Source organism: Sphingomonas phoenicis, assembly GCF_047238005.1.
Taxonomy (GTDB): domain Bacteria; phylum Pseudomonadota; class Alphaproteobacteria; order Sphingomonadales; family Sphingomonadaceae; genus Sphingomonas.
In genome coordinates this window covers 2,188,465-2,204,276 of sequence record NZ_JBDFMC010000002.1, presented here as the reverse complement: position 1 = coordinate 2,204,276, position 15,812 = coordinate 2,188,465, and the positions used below count along the sequence as shown (strand labels likewise).

Here is a 15,812-nt window from a genome sequence, read left to right as displayed (position 1 = left end):
GAACAGGCTTACCCTTTCGGGGTGCGGTGAGGTGTGAGGGATGGTGGAGGGGTGTGCCTGCCCCTTGGTCGTCATCCCCGCGGAGGCGGGGATCCAGAGATGTGACGGTGGCTCTTAGATCGCGGCGATAGCGCGTCTGGATCCCCGCCTGCGCGGGGATGACGTGGGTGGGGTGAGGTGGGGGGCGGGAAGGGGAGGATAGCATGGGACACTGGCTGGCGCGGACGCGGACGGTGCAGGAGGCGGGGGTCGTGTCACGGTTCGATCCGCGGTTCTGGACGGTGAATTTTCCGCGGCCGATGATGGCGGCGGTCACCGTGACGGCGCCGGATGCGCTGCGGGTGGATTGCGTCTTCTATCGGCGGAACGACCTGGCCGGGCTGATCTGGGAGGCGGAGGACCGGTTCGACCATCCGTTGCTGGCGTACGAGACGGCGCGGGACTTTCGCGGGTGCCGGCTGCGGTTCCGGTGGCGGTCGGGCGGGGTGATCGCGCTGGACGGCGTGAACGGCCCGGTGCTGACGATCGAGGGGCGCGACGCCGCCGGCGCGACGCGGGCGTGGTACGTGCGATTGTGGAACTATGCGGCCGGCACGCCGGAGGATGCGGTGGTCACGATCGACTTCGCGACCGTGTCGGGCGGGTTCGCGCATCCGGGCGAGGCGGTGCCGGTGTGGGCCGGGGACGTCGACCGGATGTTCGTGTCGCTGGTCGCGCCCGGTTACGACGGCAGCGATGCCGCGCTGCCGGCGCCGGTCGAGGGCTGGGCCGAGATGACCGGGATCGCGTGCGCGGGGCCGGGATCGGTGCTGGCGATCGGCGACGTGGTGGTGCCGCCGCACGGGTTGGGGATCGCGAGCGGGTATGACGACAGTTACCACCTGACGCCGGCGCGGCTGCTGAGGAACGCGCTGCAGCTGGGGTATCGCGGGACGCTGGTCCATTATGTGGGGATGAGCCATTATTTCCGGCTCGACGCCGGACGGATTGTGACCGGGGTGCTGAACGCGCCGTGCGCGGCGTGGCACCGCGACTTCGCGGCGGTGGCGAAGCGGCTGGGTTACGCGGTGATCTGGTCGCTGAGCTACGAGCTGTTCGACGCGCACTGCCCGGCGGGGTGGAAGCAGCGGCGGGCGGACGGGGCGCCGGCGCTGACCGGCTGGGTGCCGCCGTCGACGCTGCTGAGCCCGGCAAACGGCGACGCCATGGCGTATCTGGCAGCGGTGGCGCGGGCGTTCCTGGCGATCGGGCAGGCGGCGGGGCTGCGCCCAAGGTTCCAGATCGGCGAGCCGTGGTGGTGGGTCGATCCGGCGACGCAGGCTCCGTGCCTGTACGATGCGGCGGCGGTGGCGGCGTTCGCGCCGGTGCCGATCGCGAGCATGCGCGCCGTCGCGACGGCGGCGCAGCGCGACACGCTGGACCGGGCGGGCATGTGCCTGGCGGCGTCGACCGCGGCGCTGACCGCGGCGGTGCGGGCGGCGGCGCCGGGGTGCGTGGTGCACCTGCTGGCGTATCTGCCGACGATCCTGGACCCGCAGGCGCCCGAGGCGAAGCGCGCCAACCTGCCGCTCGGCTGGGCGAGCCCGGCGTTCGACGTGCTGCAGCTGGAGGATTACGACTGGGCCGCGGCGGGCGACCGGGTGTCGACCGCGCGCGGGGTGGCGGCGGCCGAAGCGCGGCTGGGCTATCCGCCGGGGCGCCAGCATTACCTGAGCGGCTTCGTGCTGCGGCCCGAGGAGGCCGGGCAGTGGGCGGCGATCGACCGCGCCGCCGCCGATGCGCGGGCGCGCGGCGTGGCGGCGACGATCGTCTGGGCGCTGCCGCAGGTGATGCGCGACGGCTTCGTCCATTTCGACAGCGGCGAGGAGGGTGAGGCGATGCAGGCGTTCGACGATGTGGCGTTCCCGCTGGCACTGGGGCGCGAGGCGGAAGTGACGCCGGGGTTCTCGACCCAGATCGTCACCGCCGCGGGCGGGGCGGAACAGCGCAACGCGAGCTGGGCGGAGGCGCGCTGCCGCTACGACGTCGGGCCGGGGGTGCGGTCCGAGGAGGATATCGCGGCGCTGCTGGCGTTCTTCCGCGCGCGGATGGGGCCGGCGCGCGGGTTCCGGCTGCGCGATCCGTTCGACTGGCACGGGGCGGACGAGGCGATCGGAACCGGCGACGGGACGACGCGGCGCTTCGCGCTGGTGCGGCATTACGGCACGAGCGTGCGGCGGGTGACGCGGCCGGTGGTGGGCAGCGTCGCGGTGAAGGTGGCGGGAGTGGCGCGGGGGTTCGCGAGCGAGGCGGGCGGCTGGGTGGTGCTGGACACGGCACCGGCGGCGGGGGCGGCGGTGACCGCGAGCTTCGACTTCGACGTGCCGGTGCGCTTCGCCGAGGACGGGCTGAGCGTCAGCCGGGCGACGTTCCGCGCGGGGGTGGCCGCGTCCGTCCCGCTGGTCGAGCTGCGGGAGGACTTCACATGAGCTGGCTGGAGGAGGCGACGACGACGATCGCGCTGTGCTGGCGGATCGAGCGGCGCGACGGGGTGGCGATCGGGCTGACCGCGCACGACCGCGACCTGACGATCGACGGGCTGGTCCACCGGGCGGCGCCGGGCATGGTCCCCTCCGCGATCCGGCGGCAGGTGGGGCTGGCGGCGGACACGATGGAGGTGGCCGGCGCGCTGGCGAGCGACGCGATCGGCGAGCGCGACCTGCTGGAGGGGCGGTGGGACGGTGCCCGGGTGCGGCTGTTCGCGGTCGACTGGACGGGTAGCGCCGGGCGTGTCGAGCTGGGCGAGGGGACGATCGGCGCGGTCGAGATGGCGGACGGGCGCTTCTCGGCGGAACTGGCCGGGCCGGGCGCCGCGCTGGACCGGCCGGTGGCCGAGGAGACGGCGCCGACGTGCCGCGCGACGCTGGGCGACCGGCGCTGCCGCGTGGCGATGGCGGGGCGGCGGCGGCTGGCGCGGGTGACGGCGGCGGACGGCGGGGTGCTGACCCTGGATACGGGCGAGGCGGTGGCGAACGGCTATGCCGGGGGGATGCTCAGATGGCTGGACGGCGGGAATGGCGGATCGTCGCAGGGGATCGCGGCGTCGGCGGGGAACACCGTGACGCTGGTCGCGCCGCCGGTGCGGCGGGCGGCGGCGGGGGTGCTGGTGGAGGTGATCGAGGGATGCGACCGGACGCTGGCGACGTGCGCGGGCCGGTTCGGGAATGCGGCGAACTTTCGCGGGGAGCCGCACCTGCCGGGGATGGACCTGGTGACGCGCTGGGTGGGGGGATGACGGCGCGCGCGCTGGTCGGCGCGCGGTTCCGGCTGCACGGGCGCGATGCGGCGACGGGGCTGGACTGCGTCGGCGTCGTCGCGCTGGCACTGGGGATCGACGATGTGCCGACCGGCTATCCGCTGCGCGGCGGCGATCCGGAGCGGTGGACGGCAGTGCTCGACGCGCGGCTGCGGCGGGTGGCGACATGGGGTGCCGGCGACCTGCTGCTGATGACGACGGGGCCGGGGCAGCTGCACCTGGGCATCTGGACGGGCGACGCGCTGGTCCATGCCGATGTCGCGCTGGGGCGGGTGGTGGAGCGGCCGGGCGTGCCGCCCTGGCCGGTGCTGGGCTGCTGGAGGAGAGGCTGATGGCGACGCTGGTACTGAGTGCGATCGGGACGGCGGCGGGCGGCCCGGTGGGCGGGGCGATCGGCGGACTGCTGGGCAATGCGCTGGACCGGCGGCTGCTGGGCGGCGGGCGCGAGCGGGAGGGGCCGCGGCTGACCGAGCTGGCGGTGCAGACCTCGTCTTACGGCACGCCGATCCCGCTGCTGTTCGGGACGATGCGGGTGGCCGGCACGGTGATCTGGTCGACCGACCTGAAGGAGGCGCGCGGGCGCAGCGGCGGCGGCAAGGGGCAACCGGCGGCGACCACGTACAGCTATTCCGCGTCGTTCGCGGTGCTGCTGTCGGGGCGGGCGATCGCGGGCATCGGGCGGATCTGGGCGGACGGCCGGCTGATCCGGGGTCGCGCCGGCGACCTGAAGGTGAAGGCCGGCCTGCGCGTCCACAGGGGCGACGAGGACCAGCGGGTCGATCCGCTGATCGCCAGTGCCGAGGGTGCGGCGCCGGCGTATCGCGGCATGGCCTATCTGGTGTGGGAGGACCTGCCGCTGGCCGAGTTCGGCAACCGCATTCCGCAGATGACCGTCGAGGTGATCGCCGACCCGGCGCCGGTCGGGGTCGGCGCGATCGCGCGGGCGGTGGCGGACGACGTAGGCGCGGGAGCGGGACCGGCGCTGGACGGGTTCGCGGCGACCGGCAGCGTCGGCGGCGTGCTGCAGGTCCTGGCGCAGGCGGGTGGCGGATGGTGGGCGCCGGCGGGCGGCGCGCTGGCGCTGCGCCGCGACGAGGGGCGGGCGGTGCCGCTGCGCGACGAGGGCATCGGCGCGCGCGGACTGCGCGGGCCGTCGCGGGCGCGGCAGACGGCGGCGATCGACACGGTGCCGCGTGCGGTGGCGGTCAGCCATTACGATCCGGCGCGCGATTATCAGGCGGGCGTGCAGCGGGCCGAGCGCACCGGCGCGGGCGGCGGCACCGGGCGGGTCGAGATGCCGGCGGCGATGACCGCGGATGCCGCGCGGACGCTGGCGGCGGCGCTGCTGGGCGCAGCGGCGGCGGACCGGGTGCGGCGGACGGTGACGCTGGGCTTCGCCGGCATGGCGGTCGCGCCCGGCGCGGTCGTGGCGATCGCCGGAGAGGCGGGGCGATGGCGGGTGATGGAGAGCAATGTCGAGGCGATGGCGACCCGGCTGCTGCTCGCCCCGCTGCCCGTCGTGGTCGCACCGGCCGCGGCCACCGACAGCGGGCGGGTGGCGGCAGCGTTGGACGAGCCGGTCGGCATCACCTTGCTGCAGGTGGCGGAACTGCCGGCGCTGGACGATGCGCCGGCGGCGGTGCCGCGGCTGACGGTGCTGGCGGCCGGGACGGGGGCGGGCTGGCGATCGGCGACGCTGCTGTGGAGCGCGGACGACGGCGCCAGCTGGACCGGGGCGGGCGCGACCGGCACCCCGGCGGTGCTGGGCATCATAGAGGCGGCACCGCCACCGGCGACGGCGTGCCTGCGCGACGAGGCGGGCGAACTGATCGTCCGGCTGGCGCGCGGCGACATGACGCTGGCCGATGCGGACGACGCGGCGCTGGACCGGGGCGCCAACCTGGCGATCGCCGGGCGCGCGCTGATCCAGTTCGGCCGGGCGCAGCCGATCGGCGGCCGCCGCTGGCGGCTGACCAGGCTGCTGCACGGACGACGCGGAACCGAGGCGATGCGGATGGCGGCGGGCGATGGCTTCGCGCTGGTGACGGCCGATGCGGCGCGGACGATCGACCTGCCGACCGCCGCGGTCGGACGCTCCGTCCGGGTCATCGCCAGCGGCGCGGGGGATGCCGCGCCGGTCGAGGCGCGGGTCGTGCTGGACGGGGCGTCGATCAGGCCGCCGTCGCCGGTCCGGCCGGTGCGGACCGCGGACGGCGGGCTCGGCTGGACCCGGCGGAGCCGGACGGGATGGCCGTGGCGCGACGGTGGCGACGTGCCGCTGGGCGAGGAGGCGGAACGATACCGCGTCGTCGTCACGCCCGCAGGAGGCGCCGCGGCGGCGATCGACCTGGATGCGCCCGCGCTGCCCGGGCCGCTGGCGCCGGGCACCGCGATCGAGATCCGGCAGCGCGGTACCCTGGCGGACTCGCTGCCGCTGTATGTGACGATCTGAGGAGACCATGATGGCGAGCATGACCGCACGACTCACCCTGCCGATGATCGAGCCCGGGCAGGCGCAGAAGGAGTTGACCCACAACGAGGCGCTGGTGCTGCTGGATGCGGCGGTGCAGCCGGCGGTGGAGGCGATCGGCATCGACGTGCCGCCGGCCGCGCCGCTGGCGGGACAGGCGTGGATCGCGGGCGCCGCGCCGACGGGGGCATGGGCGGGGCAGCCGCGCGCGCTGGCGGCGTGGACGGCGGGCGGCTGGCGTTTCGTCGCCGCGCGCGAGGGAATGGCGGTGTGGGACATCGCCACGCGGACGACGGCGCGCTACGCCGGTGGCGGCTGGCGCCGGGCGAACACCCTGGCGGCGCCCGCGGGCGGTACCGTCATCGACGTCGAGGCCCGGGCGGCGATCGCCGCGCTGGCCGATGCCCTGCGGGCGCAGGGACTGGTCGTTCCCTGAATCTGTGGCCGTTCGGCCACAGTCGGGAACTTTGTCATCTTGCCTGGAAACCAACCCCTCTATAGTGGGTTTGCGCACTCCGTAGTGACAATCAGGAAAGGGGACTATTATGCGGAAGCTTGCCGTCGTTCTGGCACTTGCATCCACCGCACTCGCCTCGCCTGCCCTCGCCCGCGATAATTCGTGGTACGTGGGCATCGAAGGCGGCGCGATGATCGTAGAAGACATCGACTACGACATCACCACTGCCGCTGGCGTTGCCGCCGGCACCAGCACCATCGACCACGACTATGGCTATGACGTCGATGGCGTCGTCGGCTATGACTTCGGTGGTTTCCGGGTCGAGACCGAGGTCGGCTATCGCAAGGCGACCGTCGACGGTTTCTCGGCGACCAGCGCGACCCCGACCGGCATCGGTGCCGGCACGGTTGCGGCAGGTTCGTATGACTATGCCGGCGGTTCCAGCTCGGCGCTCAGCTTCATGCTGAACGGCCTGCTCGACTTCGGTGACGACGACGCCATTCAGGGCTTCGTCGGCGGCGGTGTCGGCGTGGCTCGCGTCAAGGCGAACTACAAGCTGAACAACTCGGCCAGCTTCCTGAACGACAGCGACACCGGCTTCGCATGGCAGGTTCTGGCGGGCATCCGTGCACCGCTGACCGACCGCATCGACGCGACCGTCAAGTATCGCTTCTTCAACGCGGAAGACGTGAACCTGGTCGACGCCGGTGGCCGTACGCTGGACGGGCGCTATCGCTCGCACAGCATCCTGGGTGGCCTGACCTACAACTTCGGCGAGCCGACGCCTCCGCCGCCGCCGCCCCCGCCGCCCCCGCCGCCGCCGCCCCCGCCGCCGCCCCCGCCGCCGCCTCCGCCGCCGCCGGTAGAGACGGTCTGCTCGCCGGGTCCGTTCATCGTGTTCTTCGAGTGGGACAAGTCGGACATCACCCCGGAGGCCGCGTCGATCCTCGACAACGCCGTCACCCAGTACCAGAGCTGCGGCAATGCGCAGGTCATGCTGGCGGGCTACACCGACACCTCGGGTACGGCTTCGTACAACCAGGGCCTGTCGCAGCGCCGTGCCGACGCCGTGAAGGCGTACATGGCATCGCGTTCGATCCCGGAAGGCAACGTGACCACGAGCGCCTTCGGCGAGACCAACCTGCGCGTGCAGACTGCCGATGGCGTCCGCGAAGTGCAGAACCGTCGCGTGGAGATCACTTACGGTCCGGGTTCGGGCCAGTAAGCTTCACCGCTTCGGCGACGAAAAAGAGGGAGGTCGGCGAAAGCCGGCCTCCCTTTTTTCGTTGCGGGCGGTCCGGCCGCGGACCCGCCGGCGTGTTGACCGGGGATCGGCCCGAACCTAGGGCGGATCGCAGGGGCGCCGGCCGTCGGTCGCGCCCGCGTGTCGATGTACCGATCGAGACGATGTCGTGCCTCGCGGTGCGAAATTCCTGCCTGCGCAGGGATGACGGGTGCTCGGCGGCGTCGACCGGCGCCCATCGGAATGGGGCGAAGAGGTTGATCGATCGACGAGGATCAGTCCCGGTGCGCCGCGGTTCCCATGCGGCCATGATCCGGCGCGGGGCGGGACGGGGCGGATGACCGCGCAGACCATCCTGATCGTGGAGGACGACCCGGCGCTGCGGACGCTGACCGCGCGGCTGCTGCAGGAGAACGGCTTCGCCACGCGGCAGGCGGCCGCCGCGCCCGAAATGTGGCAGGCGATGGAGCTGGGCGGCGTCGACCTGGTGTTGCTGGACATCATGCTGCCGGGCACCAGCGGCATCGACCTGTGCCGCCAGCTGCGCCGGCAGAGCGCGGTGCCGATCATCTTCGTCAGCGCGCGCGGCAGCGAGACCGACCGGGTCGTCGGGCTGGAACTGGGCGCGGACGATTACCTGGCCAAGCCGTTCGGCACGCACGAGCTGGTGGCGCGGATCCGCGCCGTCCTGCGCCGCGCCCATGCGCCGGCGATGGCGGAGGAGCGGAGTGCCGGGCGGCTGCGCTTCGACGGGTGGACCGTCCACCTGCCGCGGCGCGAGCTGCTGTCGCCGAGCGGCGCGATCGTCGACCTGACCGGTGCCGAGTTCGACCTGCTGGTGGTGTTCCTGGACCAGGCGCAGCGGGTGATCGCGCGCGAGAAGCTGATCGAGCTGTCTCGCACCCGGATCGGCGACGCCTCCGACCGCAGCGTCGACGTGCTGGTCAGCCGGCTGCGGCGCAAATTGTCGAGCGCCGGGCACCCCGCGCCGATCGTGACGATCCGCGGCATCGGTTACATGCTGAACGTGCCGGTCGAGCGCGCGTGACGCGGCGATCGCTGCACCTGCCCCGCAGCCTGCTGGGCCAGATCATCGCGATCCTGCTGCTGACCAGCGCCATCGAATTCGGGGTGAGCGCGATCCTGTACGAGCAGGCGAGCGCCTTCTCGGTCCGCGACGACGAGGCGCGGCGGCTGGCGGAGCATCTGGTGATCGCGCGCCGCATCCTGTCCGAACGGCCGCCGCCCGAGCGGATCGCGACCGCCGACGAGCTGACCACCAGCCGCTATATCGTGCGGTGGAGCCCGCGTCCGCCGCTGCTGCCGCCGGTCGCGCCGGCGCTCGACGGGATGTACGACCAGATCGTCGCGTGGGAACCGTCGCTGGGCGACGACGGACTGCGGCTGCGCTTCGCGACGCCGGGATCGCGATCGGTGGTGGCGGGGCATATCCGGTTGCAGGACGGCAGCTGGATGCAGTTTCGCACGCGGGAGGCGGTGCGGACGCTGAACCTGGCGCTGAGCCGGATCCTGCTGGCGCTGGTGCCGGCACTGGCGCTGACCACGATCGGCGTCATCCTGATCCGGCGCACGCTGCGCCCCTTGCGCCAGTTGATCGACGCGGCCGAGCGGATCGGCCGCGCGCATCCGGCGCCGGTGCCGGAACGCGGGGCGGGCGACGTCCGGCGGCTGACCCAGTCGTTCAACAGCATGCAGCAGCGGATCGTCCGCCTGATCGACGAGCGGACGCGGGCGCTGGCGGCGGTTGGCCACGACCTGCGCACGCCGCTGGCGCGGCTGCGGCTGCGGATGGATGCGATCGCGGACGCCGAGCTGCGCTGGTCGATGCGCGAGGAGGTCAGCGAGATGGAGGTGATGGTGTCGTCGCTGCTCGCCTTTCTGGGCGGCGAGGACGATGCGGAGGTGCCGAGCCTGGTCGATCTCGCCGTCGTGTGCGCGACGATCGCGGACGACGCGCAGGATCACGGGCATGACGTGCGCTATGCCGGGCCCGACCATCTCGACGTATCGGTCCGGCCCGTCGGCTTCAAGCGCGCGCTGGTCAATCTGGTCGACAATGCGGTCCACCACGCGCCGCGGGTGGAGATCCGGCTGGCGGTGGACGCCGGCGGGATCGACATCCGCATCGAGGACGACGGCCCCGGCATCCCCGAAGAGGCGCTGCACACGGTGTTCGAGCCCTTCGTCCGGCTGGACGCGGCGCGGCGGCGCGACACGACCGGGTTCGGACTGGGGCTGTCGATCGTGGCGCGCGCGATCGCGGCGGAGGGCGGCACGGTGACGCTGGCCAACCGGGCGGAAGGCGGTCTGTCGGCGCAGGTGAGGTTGCCGGGCTGACGGTTGCAGCAGCAACAAAATGTTACACAGCTGGTGCGATGCGGCAAAACTACGCCGCTATATCTCCGGATCGATGTTGGGAGATGTGGCGATGGCGTTCAATTTCGACCTGAACTGGCTGGAACTGCAGAGCGCGCTGCTGGTGCTGCTGGTGCTCTGCGTCTTCGCGATGGTCAGCGTCTGGCGGACGCGCTGAGCGCCGCTCAGTCGCTCGCCAGCGCGCGCTGCAACCAGTCTGGGCGCAGGGCATCGCCCAGCGCCTCGACCCGGCGATGCTCGACCATCAGGCCGAGATCGGGATAGGCGGCACGGGTACGGTCTCCGGTGTCCCCCAAAGGCGCGACCACCAGCCGGCGGTTCACCTTGGCCCGGTGATGCATCCGCGCGGTATTCTCCTGACCGACATAGCAGCCCTTGGCGAAGCTGACGCCGTTCAGCTCGCGGGCATTGCACTCCAGCCACAGCGTCTCGCCGCTGCCCAGCTCACCCACCCCCTCGACGACGCCCAGCGCCAGCCGGTGCGCGCGCCAGGCCGCATCCACCGCATCCCCGCCCGGTGCGGCGAGCCAGCGATCGCCCAGCGCGGGCAGTCGCGGATCGGGCGAGGCGCCTGAGGCCGGCGACCAGTGGACCGCCAGCGCCGGTTCGGGCGCGATCGTGATCGCGCGGCGCAGGCGGTACATGGCCAGACGGCGCTGCAACGCGTCGGCGGCATCGGCCTCCGCATCGACCAGCACATCGTCGCCGTCGGGCCACAGGACGAAATCGAACAGCGCCTTGCCCTGCGGCGTGAGCAGGCCGGCCCAGACCGGGCCGGGCCCGGTGACGTCGTTGGTGACAAGGCCCTGGAGGAAGCCGCGCACATCCTCGCCGCGCACGCGCAGCACCGCCCGGTTCGCCAGCATGGTCATGGCGCCTAGCTAGGGACGGCGAGGCGCGGGGGCAACCGCGGCGACGCTTCCCACCGCCCCGTTCGGGCTATAGGACACGGGGCCATGACCGAGCGCCTGACGATCCGCCGCCCCGACGACTGGCATGTCCACCTGCGCGACGGCGCGATGTTGCAGGCGGTGACGGGGCATACCGCGCGACAGTTCGCGCGGGCGATCGTCATGCCGAACCTGACGCCGCCGGTGACCACGGTCGCCGCCGCGCGCGCCTATCGCGAGCGGATCATGGCGGCGGTGCCGGCGGGGGCCGACTTCACCCCGCTGATGACCTGTTACCTGACCGACGGGATCGCCCCGGCGGAGATCGAGCGCGGGCATGCCGAGGGGGTGTTCACCGCGTGCAAGCTGTACCCCGCGCATGCGACGACCAATTCGGCGCACGGCGTCACCGACATCGCGGCGCTGCGCCCGGTGCTGGAGACGATGCAGCGGATCGGCATGCCGCTGCTGATCCATGGCGAGGTGACCGATCGCGCCATCGACATCTTCGACCGGGAAGCGGTGTTCGTCGAGCGGGTGCTGGCGCCGCTGACCCGCGACCATCCGGCGCTGAAGATCGTGCTGGAACACATCACCACGGCCGAGGCGGCGGCGTTCGTCGGCGAGGCGGCGCATCCGATCGCCGCGACGATCACGCCGCAGCACCTGATCTACAACCGCAACGCGCTGTTCGACGGCGGCCTGCGACCGCACGCCTATTGCCTGCCGGTCGTCAAGCGCGAGCGGCACCGGCTGGCGGTGCGCGCGGCGGCGGTGTCGGGCAGCGCCCGTTTCTTCCTGGGCACCGACAGCGCGCCGCACGTGGTGGGGGCCAAGGAATCCTCGTGCGGGTGCGCCGGCATCTTCAACGCGCCGTTCGCGCTGGAGGCATATCTGCGCGTGTTCGAGGAGGAGGGCGCGATCGACCGGTTCGAGGGGTTCGCCGCGGAGCATGGCGCGCGCTTCTATGGCTTGCCGCTCAACACCGGGACGGTGACGCTGGAGCGGGTGGCGACCGAGGTGCCGGCGGTGGTCGGCGAGGGGGCCGCGGCGGTGGTGCCGTTCCTGGCGGGGGAGATGGTGGCGTGGCGGTTCGTGGATTGACCGGCCGCGACCGGGGGATCGTCACCCTCGTCTGTGAAGACAGGGTCAACGGCTGATCGTTCAAAGCGCCGCGGGCAAAGCCCGCGTCGTCGGTCGGCGCTGCAGCGCCGCCGGCCGGGTGGATGGGCCGGCTGCGCGGCCGAACCATCCACCTAGAACGGCAGCCAGCGGCTCTTGTGGGTGAAGTTCATGTACCCGACGTTCACCCCGGCACGCCAGCCGACGCCCAGGCGGATCGGGATCAGCACGATGTTGCCGCGCCGCAGATAGGTCGCGGCGAAACCGCCGACCAGGTACAGGCGTCCCTCCGCACCGGGGAAGCGGTGGTACAGATCCTCGGTATCGTAAAGATTGTAGACCAGCACGAAGACCTTGTTCGCATCGCCGCCGACGTCGAACCCCACCGACGGGCCGGTCCAGTAGACGGGCTGCTGCCCTTCCACCTTGTGGGTCATGATGCCCGATCCGTAGCGGACACCGACGACGAAGGCGCCGGCCGCCTCGCGCCCGGCGATATAGGCGTTGGGGCGTCCCTGCTCCTTCAGGATCTTCTCGAGCAGGCCCGCCAGGCCCTCCGCCCCCTTGCCGAACACGCCCTCGCCGGCGGCGAGCAGGTCGTCGCGCTCATAGGTCTCGGAGGCGGCGGTGGTCACCTCGGCACGGGTCTGCGCGCCCTGGTCCGTCGCCGTGGTGGCGGGCGGCGGCGCCTGGCGCACCGGTGGTGGTGGTGGCGTGGCGGCGGCAGGGGGGACATAGTCGGGCGAGGAGGGCGGCGGCGGCCCGGCAAGGTCGCCATCGACCGCGCGATCGGGATCGATCGTCCGCACCTGCGCCCCGACCGGCGCGGCCATCACCGCCACGGCGAGGGCCAGGTTCATCCAGACGCTGCGCATGCAATTCCCCCTTCGACGATCCACCGACCTGTCCCGGCATAGAGCAATCGCCGCCTTGCCGTGCCCTGAACGGTGCCGCAACCGACAGTTGATCGCAACCGCGACGCTGGCTATAGGCTGACCCCCTGCCAACCCGGAGACGTGGGTGAGTGGCTGAAACCAACGCTTTGCTAAAGCGTCGTACGGGAAACCGTACCGAGGGTTCGAATCCCTCCGTCTCCGCCAGCTAGTCAATGACTGGCGAACCCTGAGCCGTGAACCGCTGGAGAATGGCGGCATTCTGCGGCTTCCAACAGGTACAACCGTATTGCGGAGAGCTTCGCCGGTCGTGGTCCTGTGCCATCTCGCGGATCATTCTTTGCCGCCAGCCGGGCAGCAACTTCCTCTCAGCGTTTCTTCTTTCGCGCGGGCCGGTTGAGGGGCGGGACCCGGCGACCTTTCGTGACGACCGGCGAGGAGAAGCCGCTTTCCAGCAGGTTGGATACCAGCAGGTCGCGTGCTGCTGCCGTTCTTGCGCCGAGCACCACGACGATGACCCGCTTTCCTCCTCGCAGGCTGGAGGCGGCCAGATTGTATCCTGCCGGCACGGTGTAGCCGGTCTTGACCCCGTCGACGCCGCGCACCCTGCCCAGCAGCCGGTTGTGGTTGGGCCTGACATACCCGTTCCAACGGATCGAGCGGGCCGAGAACAATCTGTACCGCTCGGGGTAGCGCCGGATGATGTAGCGGGCGAGGACAGCCATGTCCCGGGCGGTCGTGGTTCCGCCGGCGGGGGCCAGGCCGGTCACGTTGCCGAAGCGTGTGTTGGTCATCCCCAACTGCGCCGCACGCCGGTTCATGGCGCGCACGAATGCCTTCTCGCCGCCGCCCACCTTCTCCGCCAGGGCGACCGCCACGTCGTTCGCCGACACGACGGCGACGGAGCGCATCGCCGCCCCGACGCTCATCGATCGGCCCGCCGCCAGTCCCAGCTTCGAGGGAGGTTGCCGTGCGCCGCGGCGGGTCATCACCAGCCTGTCACCGGGCCGCAGCTTGCCGGACGAGATCGCCTCGAAGGTCAACAGCAGCGTCATCATCTTGGTGAGCGACGCAGGGGGGCGTACCCGCTTCGCCGCGGACGAGAACAGCGTCGTACCGCTCTGTGCGTCCATGACGATCTCGGACACCGGAGCCGCCACTGCGGGCACGGCAACGGCCACCATGCCGGCGGATGCCAGCAGCGGGTACAAGAACGAACGTCGGAGCTTCATCGTCGCGATCTAGCCGGCCGCTCCTGAACGCCGGCATAGCGGAGGTGTCGCGCGCAACGGCCCTGGTCCTGTCATGCGGCGCTCGCCTGACCCGGCTTGAGCAAGTCGAGTACCGCCGCGGTCATGGCGGTCGCACCGGTCGTCACCACGGCACGCGGATCGACCTTGAACAGCGGCGAATGATGCGAGGGCACCGGCGGCCCGCCTTTGGCGGCGGCGTCGATCACGTCCTGCCGGGTGCCCCCGACCGCGAAATAATAGCCTTTCACGCCCAGGTCCGGCTGGACGAAGGCGGCGAAGTCCTCGGCCCCCATCCCCTTCTGCTGGAACGGGATCACCTTGTCCGTGCCCAGCGTCGTCGCCATGACGGTGTTCAGCCGGCGTGCCAGCGGCGCGTCGTTGATCGTCGTCGGCGTGCCCTCCATCACCTTGACCACGGGCATCTTGTCGGCCGGCATGCCGTTCAGCTCGCCGATGCCGCGGGCCACCCGCTCGATCCCGGCGAGAAGCTGCTTGCGGGTCGCCTCGTCGTTGGCGCGCACCGTCACCTGAAGCCTGGCTTCGTCCGAGATGATGTTGTGCTTGAGGCCGGCGTGGAAGCTGCCGACCGTGATCACGCCGGGGCGCAGCGGCTGGCGCTCGCGGCTGATCAGCCCCTGGAGCGCGATCACGAGCTGACTGGCCATATACACCGGGTCCTTGCCGGTATGCGGGCTGGCGCCGTGGGCACCGATGCCGGGCACCGTGATGTCGACGCTGTCGGAGGAGCTGTACTGGATGTCCTCCGATGCCGAGACCGTGCCCGCCGGCCCCTCGGAATTGGAGTGATAGGCCAGCGCGTACTGCGGCTTGGGGAAACGGGTGTAGAGCCCGTCGCGCAGCATCGCCGCCGCGCCACCGACGCGCTCCTCGGCAGGCTGGACGACGAACACCACCGTACCTGCCCAGCGATCCTTCAGCGCGGCGAGTCGGCGTGCGGTGGCGAGCAGCCCGACGATGTGGGTGTCGTGCCCGCAGGCGTGCATCACCGGCACCTCGATGCCGTCGGCGCCGACCTGGCGCGCCTTGCTAGCGTTGGGCAGGCCGGATTTCTCCTCGACCGGCAGCCCGTCCATGTCGGCGCGTACCAGCACCACGGGACCGTTGCCGTTGCGCAGCACGCCGACCACGCCGGTGCCGCCGACTTTCTCGGTCACCTGCATGCCTGCCACGGACCGCAACGCTGCCGCCATCCTGGCTGCCGTGCGCACCTCCTTGAACGAGAGTTCGGGATTGCGGTGGAAGTCGTCCCACATCGCGGCCAGTGTCTTGTCGTAGTCGGCACGGATTGCGGCCGCATAGTCGGGCTCGGCCAGTGCTGGCGTGGCGATGAGCGACAGCGCGGTCGCGGCGAGCAGATAGCGCATGAGAAAGGTCCCCTTTTTCCGGTCAGGGTAGAGGCGCCGGCGCGCAACGCAACGGCCAGGAAGGAGAAGCCGGACTCCTCGGACGAGGAGGGACGAGCCATCAGCCCGACATTATCGTACGTCGGGCCGGTCGGGGCCGGCAGTGAGCCCGCTGGCGCCGGGCACAGCGAATCGCCGCTCAGCTTTGACGGGGCGTGTCGGGCGCTGAACGCTCATCCCGAAGGTCGCCCTGCAGCGCTTCGAGATCCTCCAGTATGAGGCGCCATGCATCGCTTGCCGGTCCGACGGCGGACGATGCTTGCCGGCGCGCGACGTCGATCGCACGCCCTCCGAATTGACGGCGCAGTGCTGCCACAAACTCCGAGCGACGATGAGGATCGTCCATGGCAACCTCACAATGCAGTATG

The 15,812-nt window shown here is 71.8% G+C and carries 14 protein-coding genes and 1 tRNA gene; 10 read left to right on the top strand and 5 right to left on the bottom strand.

Annotated elements, in window-relative coordinates:
• Positions 1–203 precede the first annotated feature (203 nt).
• The 8 genes from ABC319_RS11660 to ABC319_RS11625 all read left to right on the top strand — a co-directional run bounded on the left by ABC319_RS11660 (position 204) and on the right by ABC319_RS11625 (position 9,823).
• The gene (locus ABC319_RS11660; protein ID WP_413070388.1) at positions 204–2,468 is read left to right on the top strand and encodes a phage distal tail protein, Rcc01695 family; all 2,265 of its coding nucleotides are present in this window, start codon (positions 204–206) and stop codon (positions 2,466–2,468) included.
• Entirely contained in the window at positions 2,465–3,274 is an 810-nt protein-coding gene (locus ABC319_RS11655; protein ID WP_413070387.1) for a DUF2163 domain-containing protein, read from the top strand. The genes ABC319_RS11660 and ABC319_RS11655 overlap by 4 nt, the downstream gene beginning before the upstream one ends.
• A complete protein-coding gene (locus tag ABC319_RS11650) occupies positions 3,271–3,627 on the top strand; it encodes a peptidoglycan endopeptidase (RefSeq protein ID WP_413070386.1) in 357 nt (118 codons plus the stop codon). The genes ABC319_RS11655 and ABC319_RS11650 overlap by 4 nt, the downstream gene beginning before the upstream one ends.
• Entirely contained in the window at positions 3,627–5,747 is a 2,121-nt protein-coding gene (locus tag ABC319_RS11645; RefSeq protein WP_413070385.1) for a phage tail protein, read from the top strand. Before ABC319_RS11650 ends, ABC319_RS11645 begins: the two co-directional genes overlap by 1 nt.
• 19 nt (positions 5,748–5,766) lie before the next feature.
• A complete protein-coding gene (locus ABC319_RS11640; protein WP_413070384.1) occupies positions 5,767–6,201 on the top strand; it encodes a DUF2793 domain-containing protein in 435 nt (144 codons plus the stop codon).
• A 109-nt stretch (positions 6,202–6,310) separates the two neighbouring features.
• The gene (locus ABC319_RS11635; RefSeq protein ID WP_413070383.1) at positions 6,311–7,447 is read left to right on the top strand and encodes an OmpA family protein; all 1,137 of its coding nucleotides are present in this window, start codon (positions 6,311–6,313) and stop codon (positions 7,445–7,447) included.
• Positions 7,448–7,802: 355 nt separating this feature from the next.
• Entirely contained in the window at positions 7,803–8,513 is a 711-nt protein-coding gene (locus ABC319_RS11630) for a response regulator (protein WP_413070382.1), read from the top strand.
• The gene (locus ABC319_RS11625; protein WP_413070381.1) at positions 8,510–9,823 is read left to right on the top strand and encodes an ATP-binding protein; all 1,314 of its coding nucleotides are present in this window, start codon (positions 8,510–8,512) and stop codon (positions 9,821–9,823) included. Before ABC319_RS11630 ends, ABC319_RS11625 begins: the two co-directional genes overlap by 4 nt.
• Before the next feature lie 203 nt (positions 9,824–10,026).
• On the opposite strand, the gene ygfZ is transcribed toward ABC319_RS11625, so the two are convergent.
• A complete protein-coding gene (gene ygfZ / locus ABC319_RS11620) occupies positions 10,027–10,734 on the bottom strand; it encodes a CAF17-like 4Fe-4S cluster assembly/insertion protein YgfZ (RefSeq protein WP_413070380.1) in 708 nt (235 codons plus the stop codon).
• 84 nt (positions 10,735–10,818) lie between these two features.
• Here ygfZ and pyrC point away from each other — a divergent pair, with 84 nt between their 5' ends.
• Complete coding sequence (gene pyrC, locus ABC319_RS11615; protein ID WP_413070379.1) at positions 10,819–11,856, top strand: dihydroorotase; 1,038 nt, start codon at positions 10,819–10,821, stop codon at positions 11,854–11,856.
• A 152-nt stretch (positions 11,857–12,008) separates the two neighbouring features.
• On the opposite strand, the gene ABC319_RS11610 is transcribed toward pyrC, so the two are convergent.
• On the bottom strand, positions 12,009–12,749 hold the full coding sequence (locus tag ABC319_RS11610; RefSeq protein WP_413070378.1) for a DUF1134 domain-containing protein: 741 nt from the start codon (positions 12,747–12,749) through the stop codon (positions 12,009–12,011).
• A gap of 135 nt (positions 12,750–12,884) precedes the next feature.
• On the opposite strand from ABC319_RS11610, the gene ABC319_RS11605 reads away from it, so the two are divergent.
• Positions 12,885–12,974: transfer RNA gene (locus ABC319_RS11605), tRNA-Ser, on the top strand.
• Positions 12,975–13,135: 161 nt separating this feature from the next.
• Here ABC319_RS11605 and ABC319_RS11600 read toward each other — a convergent pair.
• The 3 genes from ABC319_RS11600 to ABC319_RS11590 form a co-directional block, all read right to left on the bottom strand.
• The gene (locus ABC319_RS11600) at positions 13,136–13,999 is read right to left on the bottom strand and encodes a D-alanyl-D-alanine carboxypeptidase family protein (RefSeq protein ID WP_413070377.1); all 864 of its coding nucleotides are present in this window, start codon (positions 13,997–13,999) and stop codon (positions 13,136–13,138) included.
• Positions 14,000–14,070: 71 nt separating this feature from the next.
• A complete protein-coding gene (locus ABC319_RS11595; RefSeq protein WP_413070376.1) occupies positions 14,071–15,405 on the bottom strand; it encodes an amidohydrolase in 1,335 nt (444 codons plus the stop codon).
• A gap of 178 nt (positions 15,406–15,583) precedes the next feature.
• The gene (locus ABC319_RS11590; protein ID WP_413070375.1) at positions 15,584–15,790 is read right to left on the bottom strand and encodes a hypothetical protein; all 207 of its coding nucleotides are present in this window, start codon (positions 15,788–15,790) and stop codon (positions 15,584–15,586) included.
• Positions 15,791–15,812: the final 22 nt, after the last annotated feature.

What these genes read in the sequence shown, in the direction of transcription:
- ABC319_RS11595 (WP_413070376.1), bottom strand. Translation starts at nt 15,405, where the DNA reads ATGCGCTATCTGCTCGCCGCGACCGCGCTGTCGCTCATCGCCACGCCA.
- ABC319_RS11645 (WP_413070385.1), top strand. Translation starts at nt 3,627, where the DNA reads ATGGCGACGCTGGTACTGAGTGCGATCGGGACGGCGGCGGGCGGCCCG.
- ABC319_RS11630 (WP_413070382.1), top strand. Translation starts at nt 7,803, where the DNA reads ATGACCGCGCAGACCATCCTGATCGTGGAGGACGACCCGGCGCTGCGG.
- ABC319_RS11640 (WP_413070384.1), top strand. Translation starts at nt 5,767, where the DNA reads ATGACCGCACGACTCACCCTGCCGATGATCGAGCCCGGGCAGGCGCAG.
- ygfZ (WP_413070380.1), bottom strand. Translation starts at nt 10,734, where the DNA reads ATGACCATGCTGGCGAACCGGGCGGTGCTGCGCGTGCGCGGCGAGGAT.
- ABC319_RS11655 (WP_413070387.1), top strand. Translation starts at nt 2,465, where the DNA reads ATGAGCTGGCTGGAGGAGGCGACGACGACGATCGCGCTGTGCTGGCGG.
- ABC319_RS11660 (WP_413070388.1), top strand. Translation starts at nt 204, where the DNA reads ATGGGACACTGGCTGGCGCGGACGCGGACGGTGCAGGAGGCGGGGGTC.
- pyrC (WP_413070379.1), top strand. Translation starts at nt 10,819, where the DNA reads ATGACCGAGCGCCTGACGATCCGCCGCCCCGACGACTGGCATGTCCAC.
- ABC319_RS11635 (WP_413070383.1), top strand. Translation starts at nt 6,311, where the DNA reads ATGCGGAAGCTTGCCGTCGTTCTGGCACTTGCATCCACCGCACTCGCC.
- ABC319_RS11610 (WP_413070378.1), bottom strand. Translation starts at nt 12,749, where the DNA reads ATGCGCAGCGTCTGGATGAACCTGGCCCTCGCCGTGGCGGTGATGGCC.
- ABC319_RS11590 (WP_413070375.1), bottom strand. Translation starts at nt 15,790, where the DNA reads ATGGACGATCCTCATCGTCGCTCGGAGTTTGTGGCAGCACTGCGCCGT.
- ABC319_RS11600 (WP_413070377.1), bottom strand. Translation starts at nt 13,999, where the DNA reads ATGAAGCTCCGACGTTCGTTCTTGTACCCGCTGCTGGCATCCGCCGGC.
- ABC319_RS11650 (WP_413070386.1), top strand. Translation starts at nt 3,271, where the DNA reads ATGACGGCGCGCGCGCTGGTCGGCGCGCGGTTCCGGCTGCACGGGCGC.